The 17369-nt window shown below is 50.8% G+C and carries 13 protein-coding genes and 1 other RNA gene; 8 read left to right on the top strand and 6 right to left on the bottom strand.

Translation table 11 applies throughout. The features are described from left to right. The first annotated feature begins 162 nt into the window (after positions 1 to 162). Complete coding sequence (locus ACJJJA_RS07105) at positions 163 to 2040, top strand: DUF885 domain-containing protein (protein WP_444904139.1); 1878 nt, start codon at positions 163 to 165, stop codon at positions 2038 to 2040. 85 nt (positions 2041 to 2125) lie between these two features. Here ACJJJA_RS07105 and ACJJJA_RS07100 read toward each other — a convergent pair whose 3' ends face one another. The 4 genes from ACJJJA_RS07100 to ACJJJA_RS07085 form a co-directional block, all read right to left on the bottom strand. After that, the gene (locus ACJJJA_RS07100; protein ID WP_444904138.1) at positions 2126 to 3943 is read right to left on the bottom strand and encodes a DUF885 domain-containing protein; all 1818 of its coding nucleotides are present in this window, start codon (positions 3941 to 3943) and stop codon (positions 2126 to 2128) included. Positions 3944 to 4078: 135 nt separating this feature from the next. Continuing rightward, entirely contained in the window at positions 4079 to 5014 is a 936-nt protein-coding gene (locus ACJJJA_RS07095) for a universal stress protein (protein ID WP_444904137.1), read from the bottom strand. Positions 5015 to 5291: 277 nt separating this feature from the next. After that, the gene (gene hda, locus ACJJJA_RS07090; RefSeq protein ID WP_252085029.1) at positions 5292 to 6005 is read right to left on the bottom strand and encodes a DnaA regulatory inactivator Hda; all 714 of its coding nucleotides are present in this window, start codon (positions 6003 to 6005) and stop codon (positions 5292 to 5294) included. Position 6006: 1 nt separating this feature from the next. Then, entirely contained in the window at positions 6007 to 7104 is a 1098-nt protein-coding gene (locus ACJJJA_RS07085) for a DUF2066 domain-containing protein (RefSeq protein ID WP_444898800.1), read from the bottom strand. A 276-nt stretch (positions 7105 to 7380) separates the two neighbouring features. Between ACJJJA_RS07085 and purM the strand changes: the two genes are divergently transcribed. From purM to ACJJJA_RS07055, 6 genes are all read left to right on the top strand, one after another. Next, entirely contained in the window at positions 7381 to 8442 is a 1062-nt protein-coding gene (gene purM / locus ACJJJA_RS07080; protein ID WP_444904136.1) for a phosphoribosylformylglycinamidine cyclo-ligase, read from the top strand. After that, complete coding sequence (purN, locus tag ACJJJA_RS07075) at positions 8442 to 9095, top strand: phosphoribosylglycinamide formyltransferase (RefSeq protein ID WP_444885713.1); 654 nt, start codon at positions 8442 to 8444, stop codon at positions 9093 to 9095. Before purM ends, purN begins: the two co-directional genes overlap by 1 nt. 93 nt (positions 9096 to 9188) lie before the next feature. After that, positions 9189 to 9893: a DUF3108 domain-containing protein gene (locus tag ACJJJA_RS07070; RefSeq protein ID WP_444904135.1), complete on the top strand. Its 705-nt coding sequence runs from the start codon at positions 9189 to 9191 to the stop codon at positions 9891 to 9893. 247 nt (positions 9894 to 10140) lie between these two features. Beyond that, positions 10141 to 11520, top strand: coding sequence for an OmpP1/FadL family transporter (locus ACJJJA_RS07065; protein ID WP_444888343.1), 1380 nt, complete (start codon positions 10141 to 10143; stop codon positions 11518 to 11520). A 457-nt stretch (positions 11521 to 11977) separates the two neighbouring features. Then, positions 11978 to 12751: a type IV pili methyl-accepting chemotaxis transducer N-terminal domain-containing protein gene (locus ACJJJA_RS07060; protein ID WP_444885716.1), complete on the top strand. Its 774-nt coding sequence runs from the start codon at positions 11978 to 11980 to the stop codon at positions 12749 to 12751. A 2-nt stretch (positions 12752 to 12753) separates the two neighbouring features. After that, a complete protein-coding gene (locus ACJJJA_RS07055) occupies positions 12754 to 14073 on the top strand; it encodes a YlbE family protein (RefSeq protein ID WP_444904134.1) in 1320 nt (439 codons plus the stop codon). A 67-nt stretch (positions 14074 to 14140) separates the two neighbouring features. Here ACJJJA_RS07055 and ACJJJA_RS07050 read toward each other — a convergent pair whose 3' ends face one another. Continuing rightward, positions 14141 to 16003 (bottom strand): M2 family metallopeptidase, encoded by a 1863-nt coding sequence (locus tag ACJJJA_RS07050; protein WP_444885718.1) that lies wholly within the window; start codon positions 16001 to 16003, stop codon positions 14141 to 14143. Positions 16004 to 16257: 254 nt separating this feature from the next. Continuing rightward, an RNA gene (ffs, locus tag ACJJJA_RS07045) (signal recognition particle sRNA small type) lies at positions 16258 to 16355 on the bottom strand. 129 nt (positions 16356 to 16484) lie between these two features. Between ffs and ACJJJA_RS07040 the strand changes: the two genes are divergently transcribed. Then, positions 16485 to 17336, top strand: coding sequence for a 6-carboxytetrahydropterin synthase (locus ACJJJA_RS07040; RefSeq protein ID WP_444904133.1), 852 nt, complete (start codon positions 16485 to 16487; stop codon positions 17334 to 17336). Positions 17337 to 17369 lie beyond the last annotated feature (33 nt).

Below are 17369 nucleotides of genomic sequence, written 5' to 3'. Positions count from 1 at the left end.
GAATACTGCCCCTAGTCAAAGACCCATCTAGTGCGCACAATACCCTCTGGAGTGCGCTGTTCTCGCCACGTTAAGCGCGGCCAGAATTGGCTCAAAAACCTAAAGAATGCCACCCAAGTGGCACAATATAGCAATGATTATCCGAACACTGGGAATATGCTTATGAAGTTGAAACCAACCCTGATCGCAGCTGCCATTAGCGCGCTGGTTATCAGTGGCTGTGACCGCGGCGCCCCCGAAGCTGCACAGCAGAATGCTGCCTCCGTCACCGCGGAAAGCAAGTCCATTCAAGACAGCACTGCCAAGGTGAGCCAAGAGGCCATCAAGCAGGTAAACCAGATGTTCGAGGACTTCTTCCAGGAGCATCTGTCTCGCAGTCCAGAGTTCAAAACCTTCCTGGGCAAAAAAGAAGATTACGATAAGTGGGATAATCTCTCCCCAGAATTCGCCAAAGAAACACTGGAAATCAACAAGCGCCAGCTCGCCGAGCTGAATAAGGTTGACCCCAATACTTTGGATGAAGCCACTCGCCTGAGCCTGCGTCTTGCCAAGCGCAATCTTGAGCAAGACATTGAAGGCTACAAGTGGCGTAACCACTACTACCCGGTCAACCAGATGTATGCCACCCATACCAGTGCGGCATCCCTGCTGATCAGCCAGCATCGTATCGATGCAGTGAGTGATGCCGAGGCTTACATCGCCCGACTGAACGGCATGCCCCAATACTTTGCCCAACTGGAAGAGAACCTGAAAGCCAACGCCAAGGCCGGTACTATTGTGCCGAAGTTTGTCTTCCCCTATGTGATCAGCGACTCACAAAACCTGATCAGCGGCGCACCTTTTGAAGGTGAGAAAGACAGTCCGCTTTTTGCTGACTTCAAAGGTAAAGTCGAAAAGCTGGGAATCAGCGCCGAACAGAAAAAAGCACTGATCGATAAAGCCAGCACCGCCCTGCAAGAGAGCGCTGGCCCGGCGTACAAAAAACTGATCAGCTACTTACAGGAACTGGAAAAGAAAGCCACTACCGATGACGGCGCCTGGAAACTGGCCAACGGTGATGACTTCTACAAGTTCCGCTTGGGTGTATACACCACCACCGATATGACAGCCGATGAGATCCACCAGACTGGCCTCAAGGAAGTTGCGCGGATTCACGATGAAATGCGCGAGATTATGCGCAAAGTGAAGTTTGAGGGTAACCTGCAAGAATTCTTCGAGTTCATGCGTACCGACAAGCAGTTCTACTACCCCACTTCTGAGGAAGGTAAAGCGGAATACCTGGAGAAGGCTACGGCCATTATCGACACTATGAAAGGTCGCCTGGACGAGCTGTTTATCACTAAGCCCAAAGCCGACCTGGATGTAAGAGCTGTGGAACCTTTCCGTGAAAAATCCGCAGGTAAAGCTTTCTATCAGCGCCCGGCGCCCGATGGCTCGCGCCCAGGTATTTACTACGCCAACCTGTATAACATGGAAGATATGCCCACTTACCAAATGGAAGCACTGGCTTACCACGAGGGCATCCCCGGTCACCATATGCAGCTCTCTATCGCACAAGAGCTTCAGGATATCCCCAAATTCCGTAAGTACGGCGGTTACACCGCCTACACCGAAGGCTGGGGCCTCTATTCAGAGTTAGTACCGAAAGAGCTGGGCTTCTATGAAGACCCCTATTCCGACTTTGGCCGCCTGGCAATGGAGCTGTGGCGTGCAGGTCGCCTGGTAGTAGACACCGGACTTCATGCCAAAAAGTGGACTCGCGAACAGGCTATCGATTATCTGGTTGAAAATACACCAAACCCGAAAGGCGATGTGGTTAAAGCCATCGAGCGTTACATTGTGTTGCCTGGTCAGGCGACGGCTTACAAAATCGGTATGCTGAAAATTATTGAGCTGCGAGAGAAAGCCAAAGCCGAGCTGGGTGATCAATTTGATGTGCGCGGCTTCCACGACACCATTTTGGCTAACGGTGCGGTACCACTAAATGTTCTCGAAGAACTGGTAGACGGCTGGGTTGCAAGCGTTAAAGCTAAGAGCTAACTTCTCCGGGTAAATAGCACCCAATAAAAAAGGCCACTCTCAGAGTGGCCTTTTTTGCAACTATCTAAAGGAGTTAAAAACTACTTTATCCTTTTTTAATTGCAATCCAGTCATCCACTTGGCGCTCCAAGATTGCCAATGGCAAGGCCCCATTGGTCAGCACCACATTGTGGAACTGGCGAATATCAAACGCCTCGCCCAGCTCCGCCTGGGCCCGATCACGCAACTGCAGAATTTTTAACATTCCAGCCTTGTAGGCCAGTGCCTGCCCAGGCATTACCAGGTAACGCTCGATTTCTGTGGTCACTTCGGTTTCGGTCATGCCAGTTTTTTCCACCATATATTCGATGGCTTCTTCGCGACTCCAGCGCTTGTAGTGCATACCAGTATCCACCACCAAACGCACCGCACGGAACATCTCGGCCTGCAAACGGCCAAGATCATCGTAGGGGTTTTCCTGAAAGCCCGCTTCCTTGGCAACCTGCTCAGAATAAAGTGCCCACCCCTCAGCGTAAGCCGTAAACAAACCCAATTTGCGGAAAGTGGGCACACCTTCTAGCTCCTGAGCAATCGCCAACTGGAAGTGGTGGCCGGGAACCGCTTCGTGATAGGCCAGCGTGCGCATACCAAATTTCTTGGTTTCATGAACATCACGCAGGTTTGCATAGAAAACCCCCGGACGGGAGCCATCCATAGCCGGAGGGTTGTAGTAAGCCCCCGGTGCGCCCTGCTCTTTAAATTCTGGTACCCGTCGTACTTCAACCCCCATCGCCGGCTTCACATCGAAATAATCTCCTAGCCCAGCATTAATCTCATCGATCATCGCTTGGTAGTCGGCAACTATGCGTTCGCGCCCTGCATCCGAATCTTCGTATAAAAACTGGGGATCATTGTTAATCACAGAAAAGCGGGCGCTGATACTGCCGCTATCTTGCCCAATTGAAGAGAAAATACGATTCATCTCCCCCTCTATTCTTGCCACCTCTTCAATACCAACTCGGTGCAACTCCTCGGGGGACAAATTCGTTGTGGTGTGGCTACGAACCTGGTACGCGTAAAACGCCTCCCCATCAGGAAGCGCCCAAACACCATTATTTTCGAAAACCTTGGGTTGTAACTCGCGATAGTAAGCAATCAGATTCTTATATGCAGGATATACTTCTGCATCAATCAAGGCCTCTCCCTGAGCGAGGATACGCACCCGCTCCCCATCGGCCAGACCTTCAACTTTATTTAGGCGTTCTTCAAGGGAGGTATAAAGAATATTCTCATGGGCCGGTACCGCTATAAAATCTTGCATCTCTTCCAGCACGCTGTCGATAACAAAGCGGGGAGGCAGGATGTTTTTTTGCTCACGGATTTTTAGACCATCAAGCACCTGTGAAAATTTGCGGTCAACCTCACTCAGGCGGGAAAGGTAATAATCCGCTTCTTTGACATTATGAATCTGGTGCACTTCCGCAAGAAACTCCGGCAGGCTGTTTTGCACTCCAAACATTTGGTTAAGCGGATAATTGTGGTGTTTCCAGCGCTCCCCCTCCACCATATTGCCAAGAAAGTAGGCAAATACATCGTAAGAGATCGCTTGCTGGCCATCCATGCCTGCACGATCGTACTCCTGCAGAACGGCAAGCTCATCCTTAATCATCTGCATCTGACGCTGCTGTTCAGCCTCAGAAGCGTCATCAAGATGGGCATTGTGTCCATCGATTCCAAACTGCTCGAGCAATCGCAACTGGGAGAGAATTTCTGGACTGGTACTGCCGAGCTTGAAAAAGGCCCGCTCAAAGTACACATCTATTGACCAGGGTTTAAAATAGATCGCGTTGACCGCAACAACAGAAACCGCCGCAACCCCCAATAACAAAATACCGCCAAGCCATTTGGCCAACGTTTTAATCATTTTTTATTCTCCTAATATAGATATTGCGGTTCTAACTCCTCTCCGCCCCATGACGGCCCTACCCTGAGTGAGTCATGGCCAGCTAGGTCATAGAAAAAATTATACTGCCGACACACCGCACACCCATATTAAGCGCTATATCTTGATGGGAGAAACAAAATCACTGGGCTTTAACGCAAGCAGAGAGCAACTCACCTTTTGCAGAATATTCTCGGCAGTGTTTCCCATAATAAAACCGGGTATACCCGCACGACCCACAGTACCCATGATGAGGAGATCCAGCTCCTCCTCATCGATCAGCAGGGGAATATAGCTATCTGGGTGAGCAATGACATGGTGAACTTGAATATCCCCGCCGATACCCGCAGCCCGAATAAGTACATCCAATTTTGAGCGGTGTTGAGCTCGAGCCGCTTCTGTAGCCTGGTCCAGCTCCTCTTCAGAGGCGCTGATAGGGAAGTGACGACGCAAGAACTCATCAACGTCATAATCCCAGCAGGAAACAACGTGTAAAATACCGTTACAACTATCCGCCAACACCCGCGCCCAACGTAGTAAGCGGATCGCCAGATCGTAAGTACTCCCCTCATCACACTCGGGATCAATCGCCACGGCCACCCTTATCTCAGTGTGCGCACGCTCTATGGGACGACACAGCCACACTGGGCAGGGGCACTTGCGTAATAACTCCATATCAATGGCTTTGAAGCCCTTGAGCTGGCTCAGCCCCTCCACATTTTTAATTACCAGATCGTAACCTTCGCTAAGTACGCGGCGAATAACTCTCTCTGCAGGGCGTGGACCGCAGTCAGATTCGATCTCTATATTCACCTGCTCTTTCGACAGCTTCATACGCTCTCGAGCTGCGGCAATTCCTTCATTTACACGTTCCAGCATTGCCTTAACACAGAAGCTACTAAAGTCCTCAAACCCCGCCGGTACCGCTGGGCAAACCAGCAGCACCTTAATTTCCGCATGATTATTGCGGGCTATGGCAAAAGCCTGTAACAACCCACTGGACTCATCTTCAGCAGCATGGCTCACATAGAGGACTTTATGAATATTCGGCATAACAATTTCCTCAAACTGAGGGCATTGGAGGTAAAAGCAGACGGAGACCACCATGCAGCCCCTGCGGCCACCACCATTTAATATGGTCGATGAAAGCCAATTCACAGAAGAAGAATAGAAGTGCAGCTCTAGTCACCACCAGATTGAATACAAATCTGGGAACAAAAGAGGAAGCAAAGGGGGGGGGGTTATAGAAGGGGCGGCGGCAGATGACCCAGAACTCTTTGACAGTCTCCTAGGTCAACTACTGAGTTAGGCTTAGGGCAAATTGGATACCCTAGATATCCAGCACCTGCTTTACAAAGGGGATGGTAATTTTACGCTGTGCCATCAGGGAGGCCCTATCTAACTGCTCTAACAGCAGGAACAGTGCGCGAGTATCCCTTGGCGCTCGGTGCAAAATGTACTGTGCCACGTCTTCGGGCAGATCGAAGCCGCGCAGGCGGCTACGCCTGCGCAAGGCCGCCACTTTGTCGCGATCATTCATTGGCTGTAACTGGAATACCAGCGACCACTGCAGGCGCGACAACAAATCAGCCAAGGAGATATCCATCCCCCGCGGAGATTTTCGCGCCCCTAATAATAACTGCCTACCGCTGTCTCTGACCCGGTTGTATAAATGGAACATCGCCGTCTGCCACTCGGGCTGCCCCTCTAACAAGTGCAGATCATCAATACACACCAGATCCAACTGCTCGAGGCCGTCGAGCAGTACAACCGGGTCCATGGCCATCAATTCAGCCATAGGAATATATTGGAAACTGCGACCATTGGCCTCGGCACTCTGACAAGCAGATTGCAGCAAGTGGCTAACACCACTTCCTGCATCCCCCCAGATGTAAATCACCGCTTCGGGATTTTGCCCACTGGCAAATGACTGCAGCAGAGCTACAACTTGGCGGTTGGGGTCCGACTCCGACAGATAAAAGTTATCGAAGGTAGCATCGTCTCGCAGGGATACTCCCAGCGGCAACTGTTGCGGAATACTCATCTCAATCCCAACGATAGCGCAACGGATTATCAGCGCTGCCCAAAGGTGCACGGTGCCCATTCAACTCAATGGCATCCTCGTCCCCATGTGCTCGCAACTTATGATTTAACGCCAGGGTATCGCGCAAATTGCGTAGGCCTACGGTGGCACTCAATGCCAAGCGCATCCGATCTCCCTCCACAGAAAGGAGATTTGCACTGCTCACCTGCGCCAGTCCCTGTAAATAGGCCGAGGCCTCTGCGTAATCGGCAAAGCTATCCACGCCAGATAACTCCACAAAAATTGAGCCCTGTTGGGCATCCTCAATACCGGGGCGCACGGCATAGCGTTGGGCAAGCAAGTTAGCCATCTGATTAACACCGCGCAGTGCAACCTCTTCCAAAGAGCCACCATTGCTATCAAAGGCATAACTGCGACCACCGTGCAATAATAACCAATCAGCCTGCCAGCGGCGTCCCGACGCCTGAAGCAAGCGCCCCATCAAAGTGGCATCCGGCCTGTAGCGTAAACCAGCGCGCTCTGCGGCCTGTTCACTCTGAGCCCAAAGGTCACCAAGAGGCATATTGTGCTGATCATTGAGGTCCATCACCGGGAAATCCAATGGCACACCGCGCTCCACAGCCATAGCGTCCAATACCGAAAAGAGCTCCGGGGCATCTTCTTCTCTAAGGATACTGCGCCCTTCCTTTAGGGTATCCACAGCCAGCCACACCAGAGTGCCGGGGCGATTATTGGGCCACATTGGCAAACCCAACTGATGGATTTGCCTGGAAATAGCTTGGGGATCGAAAGAGAGATGAAGGTAGAGCTGATTATCTTCGCTGGTGTAGCGGTAACCTTCTAGGAAATGCTGGGCTTTCTTCAGGATAGGCTGCAAATTTGGATTACTGCCAATTGCGGCGTCTCCGGTGACACGCACAAATATCCGCTCCAGCCCCCGGCTGCCAGCACTCGCGCGGTCAGTAGCCCCACGGCTCGGTACAGCCTCGACCACTTCATACAGGTCCGAGATAACTCGAGCCTGGACTGGCAGAATTAGGGCACCGAACAACAGGACCAAAAACTGCAACACCAATCCCTGCCGGAGCAGCTTGTGCATAGGATTCTTCTCCAAACCTCATTCCAACCCGTGAGCTTGCACGAAATCGTTGTTATTGCGCAAGACGCCAAAATCCACGGCTGGGATAAAAATTGGGGCTATTGTATCAGCGTCGGCGACTTCTCTCAGCCCCGAGTTCTCACTATTAGAGGGTTTCTAGCCGTTTAACTGAAGATAAATACCAGATTCCTTCATTGAGATGCCCACTGGGCGTGGCTACCGGACCAAGACCCGGCTAGAATACGCGCCCTTCGAAGACCCACTGCAGGAAGAATCATGAGCGATTCCAAGCCGCAATCCGCTGAAACATCCCTCTCTTATAAAGACGCCGGTGTCGATATCGACGCGGGTAACGCCCTGGTAGAGCGTATCAAGCATGTCGCCAAGCGCACTTCCCGCCCGGAAGTCATGGGAGGCCTGGGCGGTTTTGGCGCTCTCTGCCAACTCCCCAGCGGCTATAAAGAGCCAGTCTTGGTTTCCGGCACCGATGGCGTGGGTACCAAACTGCGCCTGGCTATGGACCTGGGTATCCACGACACCATTGGTATCGACCTGGTTGCTATGTGTGTCAATGACTTGGTGGTAGCAGGTGCCGAACCACTTTTCTTCCTCGATTACTATGCCACTGGCAAGCTGAATGTGGATATCGCCGCTGAGGTTGTCTCAGGTATTGGTAAAGGCTGTGAGTTGTCAGGCTGTGCCCTGGTCGGTGGCGAAACCGCCGAAATGCCCGGCATGTATGAAGGCGACGACTACGATCTGGCCGGTTTCTGCACAGGGGTCGTGGAGAAATCCGAGATTATTGATGGCAAAAAAGTAAAGAGTGGTGATGTGCTCATTGGACTCGCTTCCAGCGGCCCCCACTCCAATGGCTACTCTTTAATCCGAAAGGTACTTGAAGTCAGTGACGCCGATTTACAACAGGAATGCGGTAGCGAAACGCTGGCCAAGGCATTGATGGCCCCCACCCGCATCTATGTTAAGAATCTGCTGCAACTGATGAAGAGCGTCCAGGTAAATGCCCTCAGCCACATCACCGGCGGCGGCCTGCTGGAAAACCTGCCCCGCGTACTCCCAGAAGGCTGTCTTGCTCGTGTAGACGTCACTAGCTGGGAGATGCCCGAAGTGTTCCGCTGGCTCCAACAGGCAGGCAACATCGACGCCCGCGAAATGTACCGCACCTTCAACTGTGGTGTCGGTATGGTAATTTGCGTACCTGCGGAACAAGCCGACCAAGCACTGCAAACCCTGAAGCAAGCAGGTGAAGACGCCTTCGTCGTGGGCAAAATCGAAGATGCTGTGGCAGGCGCAGATGCCGTAGAGCTGGCGGGCCTGTAATGTCACAGGGAGTATGCAAAGTTGCCGTGCTGATTTCCGGTAGCGGCAGCAACTTGCAGGCGCTCCTGGATGCCTCGGCAAATGCCGGGGCAGACTTTTCCGTCTGCACAGTAATCAGCAATAAGCCCGAGGCCTTCGGCCTCAAGCGCGCCACCGAGGCCGGAGTCCCCACATCAGTGGTCGACCATCGCAACTTCTCCGGCAGAGAAAGCTTCGACCAGGCGCTAATCGCAGAAATCGACAGCCATCAGCCGGATTTGGTTGTCCTGGCCGGGTTTATGCGTATCCTCACTCCCGAGTTTGTTCGCCACTACAGCGGTCGCCTGCTCAATATTCACCCCTCTTTACTGCCAAAATATCAAGGGCTCCATACCCATCAGCGTGCTCTGGAAGCCGGTGATAGTGAGCACGGTGTTACCGTTCATTTTGTCACCGAAGAGCTCGATGGCGGACCACCCATCGTTCAAGCCGCCGTACCTATAAAGGAAGGGGACACTCCCGAATCTTTGGCAAAGCGGGTTCAGGTACAGGAACACGTCATTTACCCCATGGCTGTTACCTGGTTTGCCCAGGGGCGCCTAAAAATGCTGGCAGACCGCTCGCAACTGGACGGCGAGCTTCTACCTCTTAGTGGCGCCAGAATCGATAGTTAAGCAAAGCCAAGCTGGCGGGATCAGCATTGCAATGTACTTTGCGGGTCGCGCCAGCTAGTATTCAAAGAGGTTCAGATTTTGCGAGGCTCTGTCGTGCGCATTTTTATCTCCTCTCTGTTTTTTCTCCTTCTCTCCACTCAATCACTCGCCAGCCAATTGGAGCCCTTTAAGGCGACTTATACCGCAAGGTACAACGGCATTAGTGTTACAGCCACTCGTGAGCTTACTGGGCAAGAAGGGAGTTGGCGGCTGGACTTTAATACCTTTGCGCTTTTTGCCAGTATTAAAGAATATTCCCGCTTTATCAGCCAGGACGGCAATATTACCCCCTACCACTATGAGTATCGCCGCAAAGGACTCGGCCGCGATCGCGGTACAGTTCTCAGCTTCGAACCCGACAAAGGCATGGTGTTCAACGTCTCCAACCCAGAACGGGATATGGAAAACGTATCGCCAAACATCCTGGATAAATTGAGCTACCAAATGCAGCTAACACTGGATGTCGCCGCAGGCAAAGAAAATCTCCAATATGAGGTCGCCGATGGTAAGAAGATTCGCAAGTACACTTTCGCCAAAGAGGGCACCGAAGTAGTAAAAACACCAATGGGAAAAGTAGAAGCAATAAAGGTACGCCGGGTTAGAGATGCGGACTCAGAAAGAGAGACGACCGTCTGGATTGCGCCTCAATGGAACTACGCCCTAGTGAAGCTGGTACAACGTGAGGAAAATGGCAAAAAGTACCAAATTACTTTGAAAAAGCTATCTATCAATGGCAAAAGTGTCGGTGCTGGCCAATAAATTACCATTTTTTTACAGAGGCAAAAAAAATGTTCACATTTGATGGATTTTTGCCTCCTTTCTCTTTATAAAGTGACTCCTTTCCCTTGCACAGGCAATTCCTTGTTGCCTAACCTGTTTAAAAGCGAGGGATTTGCTACGAAAACGGAAGGCATCTATATAAATCTAATGGCCTTCCTTCCATATCCCAGCATTTCCAATGCTACTTATGGTTTTCAGTAATCAGCAGACTTAGAGATGGGCTCTCATGAATAAGAAATACCTGCGACATGCAGTTTTAGCCGCAGCAATCGGCTCCGTTTCCCAAGGCGCTATGGCCGCGGGCTTCTACCTACAGGAAACCAGCGCATCCGGCCTTGGCCGTGCCTTCGCTGCCGAAAACACTATCGGTGATAATGCCTCCATCCTAGCCCGTAACCCGGCTGGTTCTGCACTATTTGATACTTATACTTTGACTGGCGGCCTCACCTACGTCGACCCCGAAATCGACGTGGCCGGAACAGTTACTAACTACGCTTTTGTCCCTGAACTTGGCAGATATGTTGCCGTTAGCTCTTCTGTGGCTGACGCTAGTGACTATGCCACCAGCGCCTTTATCCCCAATGGGTATCTGGCAGCACCAATCAATGACGATTGGTCCTGGGGCTTAGCTATGTACACAGATTTCGGTCTTGAGACTGATTTCCCCGACAGCTTCCCCGGCACCATCATCGCCAACAAAACCAACTTGTTGACCCTTAATATCCAGCCCTCTGTTGCTTACGATATTAATGACACCTTTAGTATCGGCGCATCTATTAACTTCCTCTACGCCGAAGCAGAATTATTAACCACCTTCCCCACAGATTACGATGTTGTTCCTGCTCTGGCCGATGCAACTATCTTGGATGTTAAAGGGGATGGCTGGGATGTAAGCTGGACAGTCGGCGCCCTGTGGCGCATTAGTGACAACACCCGCGCAGGTATTTCTTACCACGCAAAGTACGACCCCAAGCTAAAGGGTGATGTTAATTCGGATGTTACCCCCGCAGAAGATCCCTTTGATGATGCCAGCGGCAGCCTGACCCTGAACCTACCCGACACCCTGGAGCTGGGTCTATACCATCGTTACGATAACAACTGGGCTATCGCTGTTGGCTATATGTACACTAACTGGGATCGCTTCGAGCGCCTAGCCGCATTTGTTCCAGCGGGCGGCGCCGAGTGGGACCCCAAAGTACTTAAAGAGGAAAACTTTAAGAGCGGCTCCCGCTTCAGCCTTGCGGCCGAATACTTCTTTAATGACAATGTAACCGTACGCTTTGGTTACGCCCATGACGAAGGTGCAGCTCGTGACGGCTTCAATCGCCACGAAGAGGAAGTTATTAGAGAAGAGACAGGCTTCGATTTACCAATTACTTGGCGCACACTGTCTATCCCCGATACCGACCGTCAATGGCTGACCCTGGGCGGCACCTACACTCACAATGATCGCCTGAGTGTTGATGCTGGCTTCGCTTTCATCTGGGGTGATGATGAGCGAATCCAGGAAGTTTCAGAGCCTGGAGCTGTTTTCGCATACTACGATGGCGGCACCACCAAGACTGAGGCCTGGCTATTCAGTGCAGGTGTAAACTACAGCTTCTAAGTAGTTCGCCCCCTCGGCAAACAAAAGGCTCTACTCCGGTAGGGCCTTTTTTAATTCTCCTATCGACCTCTCACTCCACCACCTCTAGACCCACAAACTCCCCCCATCAACATCAATACCACTTAATAACAATGTTAAGAATTAATGGTTAGATATCTATCGAAAGTAATTTGTTATATAGCCTCATCAACACTTAAGAAAAACAACACAACATCGAAAATCGACTCATTATTGAAAATACTCAAATTATTAACACTCACTTAAAAGAAAACAAAATGACTTTATCGCGAACACCAGCTTTCTAGATAATTTTTGTAACATGCCACAGTGAGCGACAACAGTGACTCTAAAGCAGAAAGGTAATCCCCTCACTAATAAGTCTGAAATGGGGTAGCAGAAAAACTAGCAGGCAGGCCCAAAACCTCAAACTTAAAAAGTCAAACCAAAAGAGCAAAACATGAAATTAACCGCGGTATTTCTCCTATTAATAGCAAGTCTTGATGTTGCAGCATTAACCATGGGAGAGGCAATTAATATAGCAGGGCGTCAACGAATGCTATCTCAAAGAATCACGCAAGCATTTATCCTAAACGGTATACAACCCGAAGCACAACGCCACCAGAAAGTATTGAAACGGTCAGTGCAGGAATTCGAGCGTAACAATCAGAAACTTAATACGTTCCCAGCTGCAGAAAAAATCAAAGATCAGCTAAAAAAAGTACAGAGCGAATGGCAACCCTTTAAGCAACTCAGTCTGCAACCGGTAACCAGGGAAGGAGCAACCGACTTATTCCTGCGCAGCAATAAACTATTAACAGAAACGCACAGCTACGTGGTTAAATTACAGCAACTCGCCAATCACAATTCTGCCGAACTAATCAACATTGCCGGTCGGCAGCGAATGCTTTCTCAAAGAATTTGCAAGAATTATGCTGCTAAACTTTGGAACATCTCACCAGCTGAAGCGGAGCAAGGGCTACAACAAGATCTTACAGAGTACTCCAGTCGCCTAACCCGCCTTTTGGAGAGCACACTCAACACCCCTGAAATCAGCAGCAACCTTCTCAAAGCCAAGGATCATCTCAGTTATGCCAGCCGAGGCTTTGAAGGGGAAATGAAACTATCTGAACAGCGTCAGATTCAAGTAATTACTGGCACTACAGACTTGATGCTGCGCGATATGGATGTCGTTACCAAGCAATATGCCAGCTTGCTGGACTCAAGAGAATAGCCATGAAAACAGATGTTGAATTTAGGCCCAGTATGGAGGAGCTTCTGGAAAAGCTGGCAACGCCAAAATTCCGAGGCCTAAATCAACAAGCTAATGACGAAACCATAAAACGTATGAAGCAGTCCGTGCCGATATTAATCGGGATTGGCAAAGCTGGGGATCACATACCCGGCATGCGCAAGAATCTGATTTTACACGCCGGCCCACCAATCACATGGAACCAGGCCTCCGGCCCTTTAAAGGGGGCAATTATTGCCGGCCTCCTATTTGAAGGGCTCGCAAAAAACAAAGAAGCCGCCATAGAGATGATGAAAAAAGGGGAGGTGGATTTAGAGCCTTGCCATGATCACAATGCCGTTGGACCAATGGCCGGCATTATTACCTCTTCGATGTCAGTGTATATTGTTGAGGACCAACTCTCTGGCTATAGAACTTACTCCAACCTCAGTGATGACAGAGGTGATTTTCGTGGAAGCTCCATTCGCTTTGGCGTTTACGAAAAAAGCGCTATCGATTACCTCCACTGGGTTGAGAACAATGTGGCCCCAGTTCTCAATCAAGCCATTGCCGATGTCGATGGGATTGACTTCCTGCCAATCATCGGCAGAAGCCTACTTATGGGCGATGACTGCCATGTAATGACCAATGCTGCCACTTTAATATTCTCCAGAATTCTCCTCCCTGGTGTTATCAAGGCCAGCCCTAAAAAAGAGTGGATAGAGAAAATTGCCTCACAGATTTACCAAGATGAATCATTTTCCCTGAATGCCATTATGGCCACCTGTAAAGCGATTGCGGATGCGGGTAATGGCATACCACATAGCAGTATTATCACAACCATGGCGCGTAATGGTACCGAGTTCGGCATCAAGATATCAGGACTCGGTGAAAAATGGTTTACCGGCTTGGCCGGTGTTGGACGCGGTTTTTTGATGCCCGGAATTACGCCTGCGGATGTCAACCGCGATATGGGTGACAGCGCAATAACCGAAACCGTAGGGCTTGGTGGTACCGTGAAATCACTATCCGGTTCAAACCTGGATACGATCGACAACACTCTCAAAATGTATAGCATTGCACACTCAGAGAGTGATTCATTCTTAACTCCAGGTATTGATGATCGGGGGCCACCGCTTGGATTCGACCTATTAAAGATCGTGAAGACCAATACAACCCCAACAATCAACTCCGGCCTGGCACACAAAAATATGAACCGCTATATGGCCGGTACTGGATCACTTCACCCTCCAATGGAGGCTTTTATTAAAGCCGCTGTAGAGTTTTCTGAAGTTGAATTCCCCTTAACTCAAATGCAGTCCTGACATTTTTTAAACAAAAAAAGGGGAGTAACACTCCCCTTTTTTGGCCACTTCTCGCAAAGCTAGCAGATTACCAGCCGCACTGACGACCCTTGTTCTGCTCTTCCAAGTATGCCATCAAAGGCTGGAAGTAATCGATAATTGCAGATGCATCCAGATCGCGCTGGCCTGTCAAAGCTTCCATCGCATCCGGCCAAGGCTTACTGGCACCCATAGCCAACATGGTACGCAATTTCTTGCCCGCTTCATCATTTTGATAAATAGAGCAGCGATGCAGTGGCCCGGTCTCGCCAGCAGCTTCACACAATGCGCGGTGGAACTGGAACTGCTGAATACGAGCGAGGAAATAGCGGGCATAAGGAGTGTTGCCGGGAATATGGTACTTGGCACCCGGATCGAAGTCCGCTTCGGTGCGCTCTACCGGGGCCTGGATACCCTGATACTCCTCGCGCAGCTTCCACCAAGCCTTATTGTAATCAGCCGGCTGAACCTCACCATTGAAAACCTGCCAGCGCCACTTATCTACCAGCAAACCAAAAGGCAGGAAAGCAATTTTATCCAGTGCCTGCTGCATCAGATAACCGATATCTTTGCTCTCATCCGGCACCTCATCCATCAGGCCAATTTCCTTCAGGTACTTAGGTGTGATAGACAGGGCAATGGTATCGCCGACAGCTTCGTGGAAACCATCGTTGGCCCCCTCTTTATAGAGGAAGGGCTGCTCCTTATAAATGCGCTGATAGAAGTTGTGGCCCAGTTCATGATGGATAGTAACCAGATCTTCTCCGGTCTTGTTAATACACATCTTGATGCGGATATCATCCTGGCCGTCCATATTCCAGGCGCTGGCGTGACAGACAACATCGCGATCACGGGGCTGCGTGAACTGAGAACGCTCCCAGAAAGTTTTGGGCAATGGTTTGAAGCCGAGAGAAGTAAAGAACTTCTCACCCGCCTTGACCATATCCTGCTCACTCATACCCGAGTCAACAACGAGCTGGGTCAGGTCATAGGGTGCCTGCATGTCATCGTCTTTGACCAGGTCATAGACATTGCCCCACTCCTGAGCCCACATATTACCAAGCAGATGTGCGGGGATTTTACCCTGAGCAGGTACTACCTCATCACCGTAGTGATCATTTAGCTTGGCGCGTACATGGCAATGCAATGCCTCATACAAAGGCTTCACTTTGCCCCACTGAGCATCCATATCGGCAGCGAAGGCATCTGGCTCCATATCGTACTTGGAGCGCCAGAAAACACTCAGGTTATCGTAACCCAGCTCCTCAGTGCCGGCATTGCCGATCTCCACTTGACGCTCATACAGAGGCTTCATAGGAGGGGAAACTTTACGCCAGCCCACCCACAAATCCTTGAGCAGCTCTGGGTCGCGGTTGCTAGCCATAACCTGACCCATCTCGGTCAGGGTGTAACACTTTTCAGCCCCTTCCTCTTCCCGACAGTACTTACCGGCACCATACATACCCTGCATTTTCGAGCCGATCTGGGCCAGCTCAGCGGTCAAAGCGGGATCTTTCGGCGCCGGGAACACCAAACCCTGCTTCAGCATGGTCAATTGGCGACGGGTATCTGGATCGAGCTCCAAGTCATTAAACTTTGCCGCTTCCGAAGCGAGCTCCACAGCCATCGTTGTGTAGCGCTCGGAGGCGAGGGCTTCTACATACTGTGAATCAAGATTGATATAAGTGGATGCCAACCAAGCGGCGTGGCTCATTTCCTGAGCCATTTTCTCCAGGCGGGCCTGGGCATCATTGAGGAATGCCTTGGCATCCTCAGCAGTCAGCGGGCCATTTTTGGCCGCTGGGCTTTCTGCGGTGGCCTGAGCCACCCCCATGGATTTTGGTGACTGCTGATTGCTGTCACAGGCAGACAGCGCTACTGCAGCGGCAATGGCAAGAGCAACTTTCTTCATCTTCCCCTCAAATAATCGTTATTGGGCCTAGCTATAACTGTCGCCGTTTATAGCATAAGCAAGCTGCTAGCAGCGACGGTAAGCTTATGAGTTAGCTACAGATCGACACAAAATCTCACGTATTCGGCGGTTTCTGGGGAAAAATACGGCGTGATCGGGTACGGCTGCCAACAGACAGCGGGACGATTAGCCTCAGAGGCCATCTGGCGAAGAATCAGGGAAAGCTTTAAAAAGGAAGGCGTTTAAGGAGGCAGCCCAACCAGCAACACCCTCGGCACATGATACCACTGCTACCGTTGCTCCCTTCCGGGCCTGGCGGGGTTCGCAGCTGCTCATTGCGAGGGGACCGGAAGGGCCACCACAACGATCTTCGGTGCATCCGAAGAGGGCGCGATTATAGAGGGTTAAAGGCGCAAGTTCCAGCCCTATTAACAGGTTATAATAGGCGACTACTACTTTATCCCGTTCTGAAGAGTTAACCATGCATCTGTTTGTCGATAATTTGACCAATGTTGATTTCAGCTACCTGGACCACCAGCGTGGTTTAGTGGGCGAAACCTGGCTAGCGAATGCCGCCCTGGATGGGGCTCTCGATCACCAGGGCATGGTTTGCGATTTTGGTATCGTTAAAAAGACATTGCGCCACTGGTTAGATGATCAGCTGGATCACCGCCTCCTGGTTCCGATCCTCGCCCCTGGCCTGGCGCTAGCCCATCAAGACGGCAATATCTCTCTCAAGTGGCAACTCGCAAGCGGCAAGCAGATTTCAGTATCTGGACCAGAACAGGCATTCGCCCTAGTAGAGAGCGATAGCATCAATGCTGAAAGTGTTGCCCGCTGGAGTGTTCAGCAACTGGCTAACTCCTTCCCTGCCAGTGTTGAGCAGCTCAAGCTATCTTTTGAAGACGAGCAAATTCAGGATGCCTTTTACCACTACAGCCACGGACTGAAAAAACATCAGGGCAATTGCCAACGTATTGCCCACGGCCACCGCTCTCGCATCCAAATTTTTGTTAATGGAAAGAGAGACAAATCGCTAGAAGAAAAGTGGTCTCAACGTTGGAAAGATATTTACCTGGGTACCCGTGAAGACCTGCGTGAAGAAAATAAAGAGAATGGACATAGCCTGGTCTTCGCCTACAGAGCCCAACAGGGAGATTTCACTTTGCAGTTGCCCGCAAGCGCCTGTGAAATTTTGGATTGCGATACCACTGTTGAGCAGCTGGCTCAATATATCGCCACGACTCTTGCCGAACAGTACCCCGGCAGTGAAGTCAGAGTGCGCGCCTATGAGGGGCTCGGCAAAGGAGCCATTGCCAGTGCTAAGCTCTAGCCTCTGTAAAAGCCACTAAAACTAACAATTCTC

It is taken from the genome of Microbulbifer mixtoriginis (SeqCode), from assembly GCF_052466865.1.
This window is presented reverse-complemented; position numbering and strand designations above follow the sequence as displayed.

Bases quoted from the DNA above. Each gene is read 5' to 3' on its own strand.
- ACJJJA_RS07105 (WP_444904139.1), top strand. From the start codon at position 163: ATGAAGTTGAAACCAACCCTGATCGCAGCTGCCATTAGCGCGCTGGTT.
- ACJJJA_RS07100 (WP_444904138.1), bottom strand. From the start codon at position 3,943: ATGATTAAAACGTTGGCCAAATGGCTTGGCGGTATTTTGTTATTGGGG.
- ACJJJA_RS07095 (WP_444904137.1), bottom strand. From the start codon at position 5,014: ATGCCGAATATTCATAAAGTCCTCTATGTGAGCCATGCTGCTGAAGAT.
- hda (WP_252085029.1), bottom strand. From the start codon at position 6,005: ATGAGTATTCCGCAACAGTTGCCGCTGGGAGTATCCCTGCGAGACGAT.
- ACJJJA_RS07085 (WP_444898800.1), bottom strand. From the start codon at position 7,104: ATGCACAAGCTGCTCCGGCAGGGATTGGTGTTGCAGTTTTTGGTCCTG.
- purM (WP_444904136.1), top strand. From the start codon at position 7,381: ATGAGCGATTCCAAGCCGCAATCCGCTGAAACATCCCTCTCTTATAAA.
- purN (WP_444885713.1), top strand. From the start codon at position 8,442: ATGTCACAGGGAGTATGCAAAGTTGCCGTGCTGATTTCCGGTAGCGGC.
- ACJJJA_RS07065 (WP_444888343.1), top strand. From the start codon at position 10,141: ATGAATAAGAAATACCTGCGACATGCAGTTTTAGCCGCAGCAATCGGC.
- ACJJJA_RS07060 (WP_444885716.1), top strand. From the start codon at position 11,978: ATGAAATTAACCGCGGTATTTCTCCTATTAATAGCAAGTCTTGATGTT.
- ACJJJA_RS07055 (WP_444904134.1), top strand. From the start codon at position 12,754: ATGAAAACAGATGTTGAATTTAGGCCCAGTATGGAGGAGCTTCTGGAA.
- ACJJJA_RS07050 (WP_444885718.1), bottom strand. From the start codon at position 16,003: ATGAAGAAAGTTGCTCTTGCCATTGCCGCTGCAGTAGCGCTGTCTGCC.
- ACJJJA_RS07040 (WP_444904133.1), top strand. From the start codon at position 16,485: ATGCATCTGTTTGTCGATAATTTGACCAATGTTGATTTCAGCTACCTG.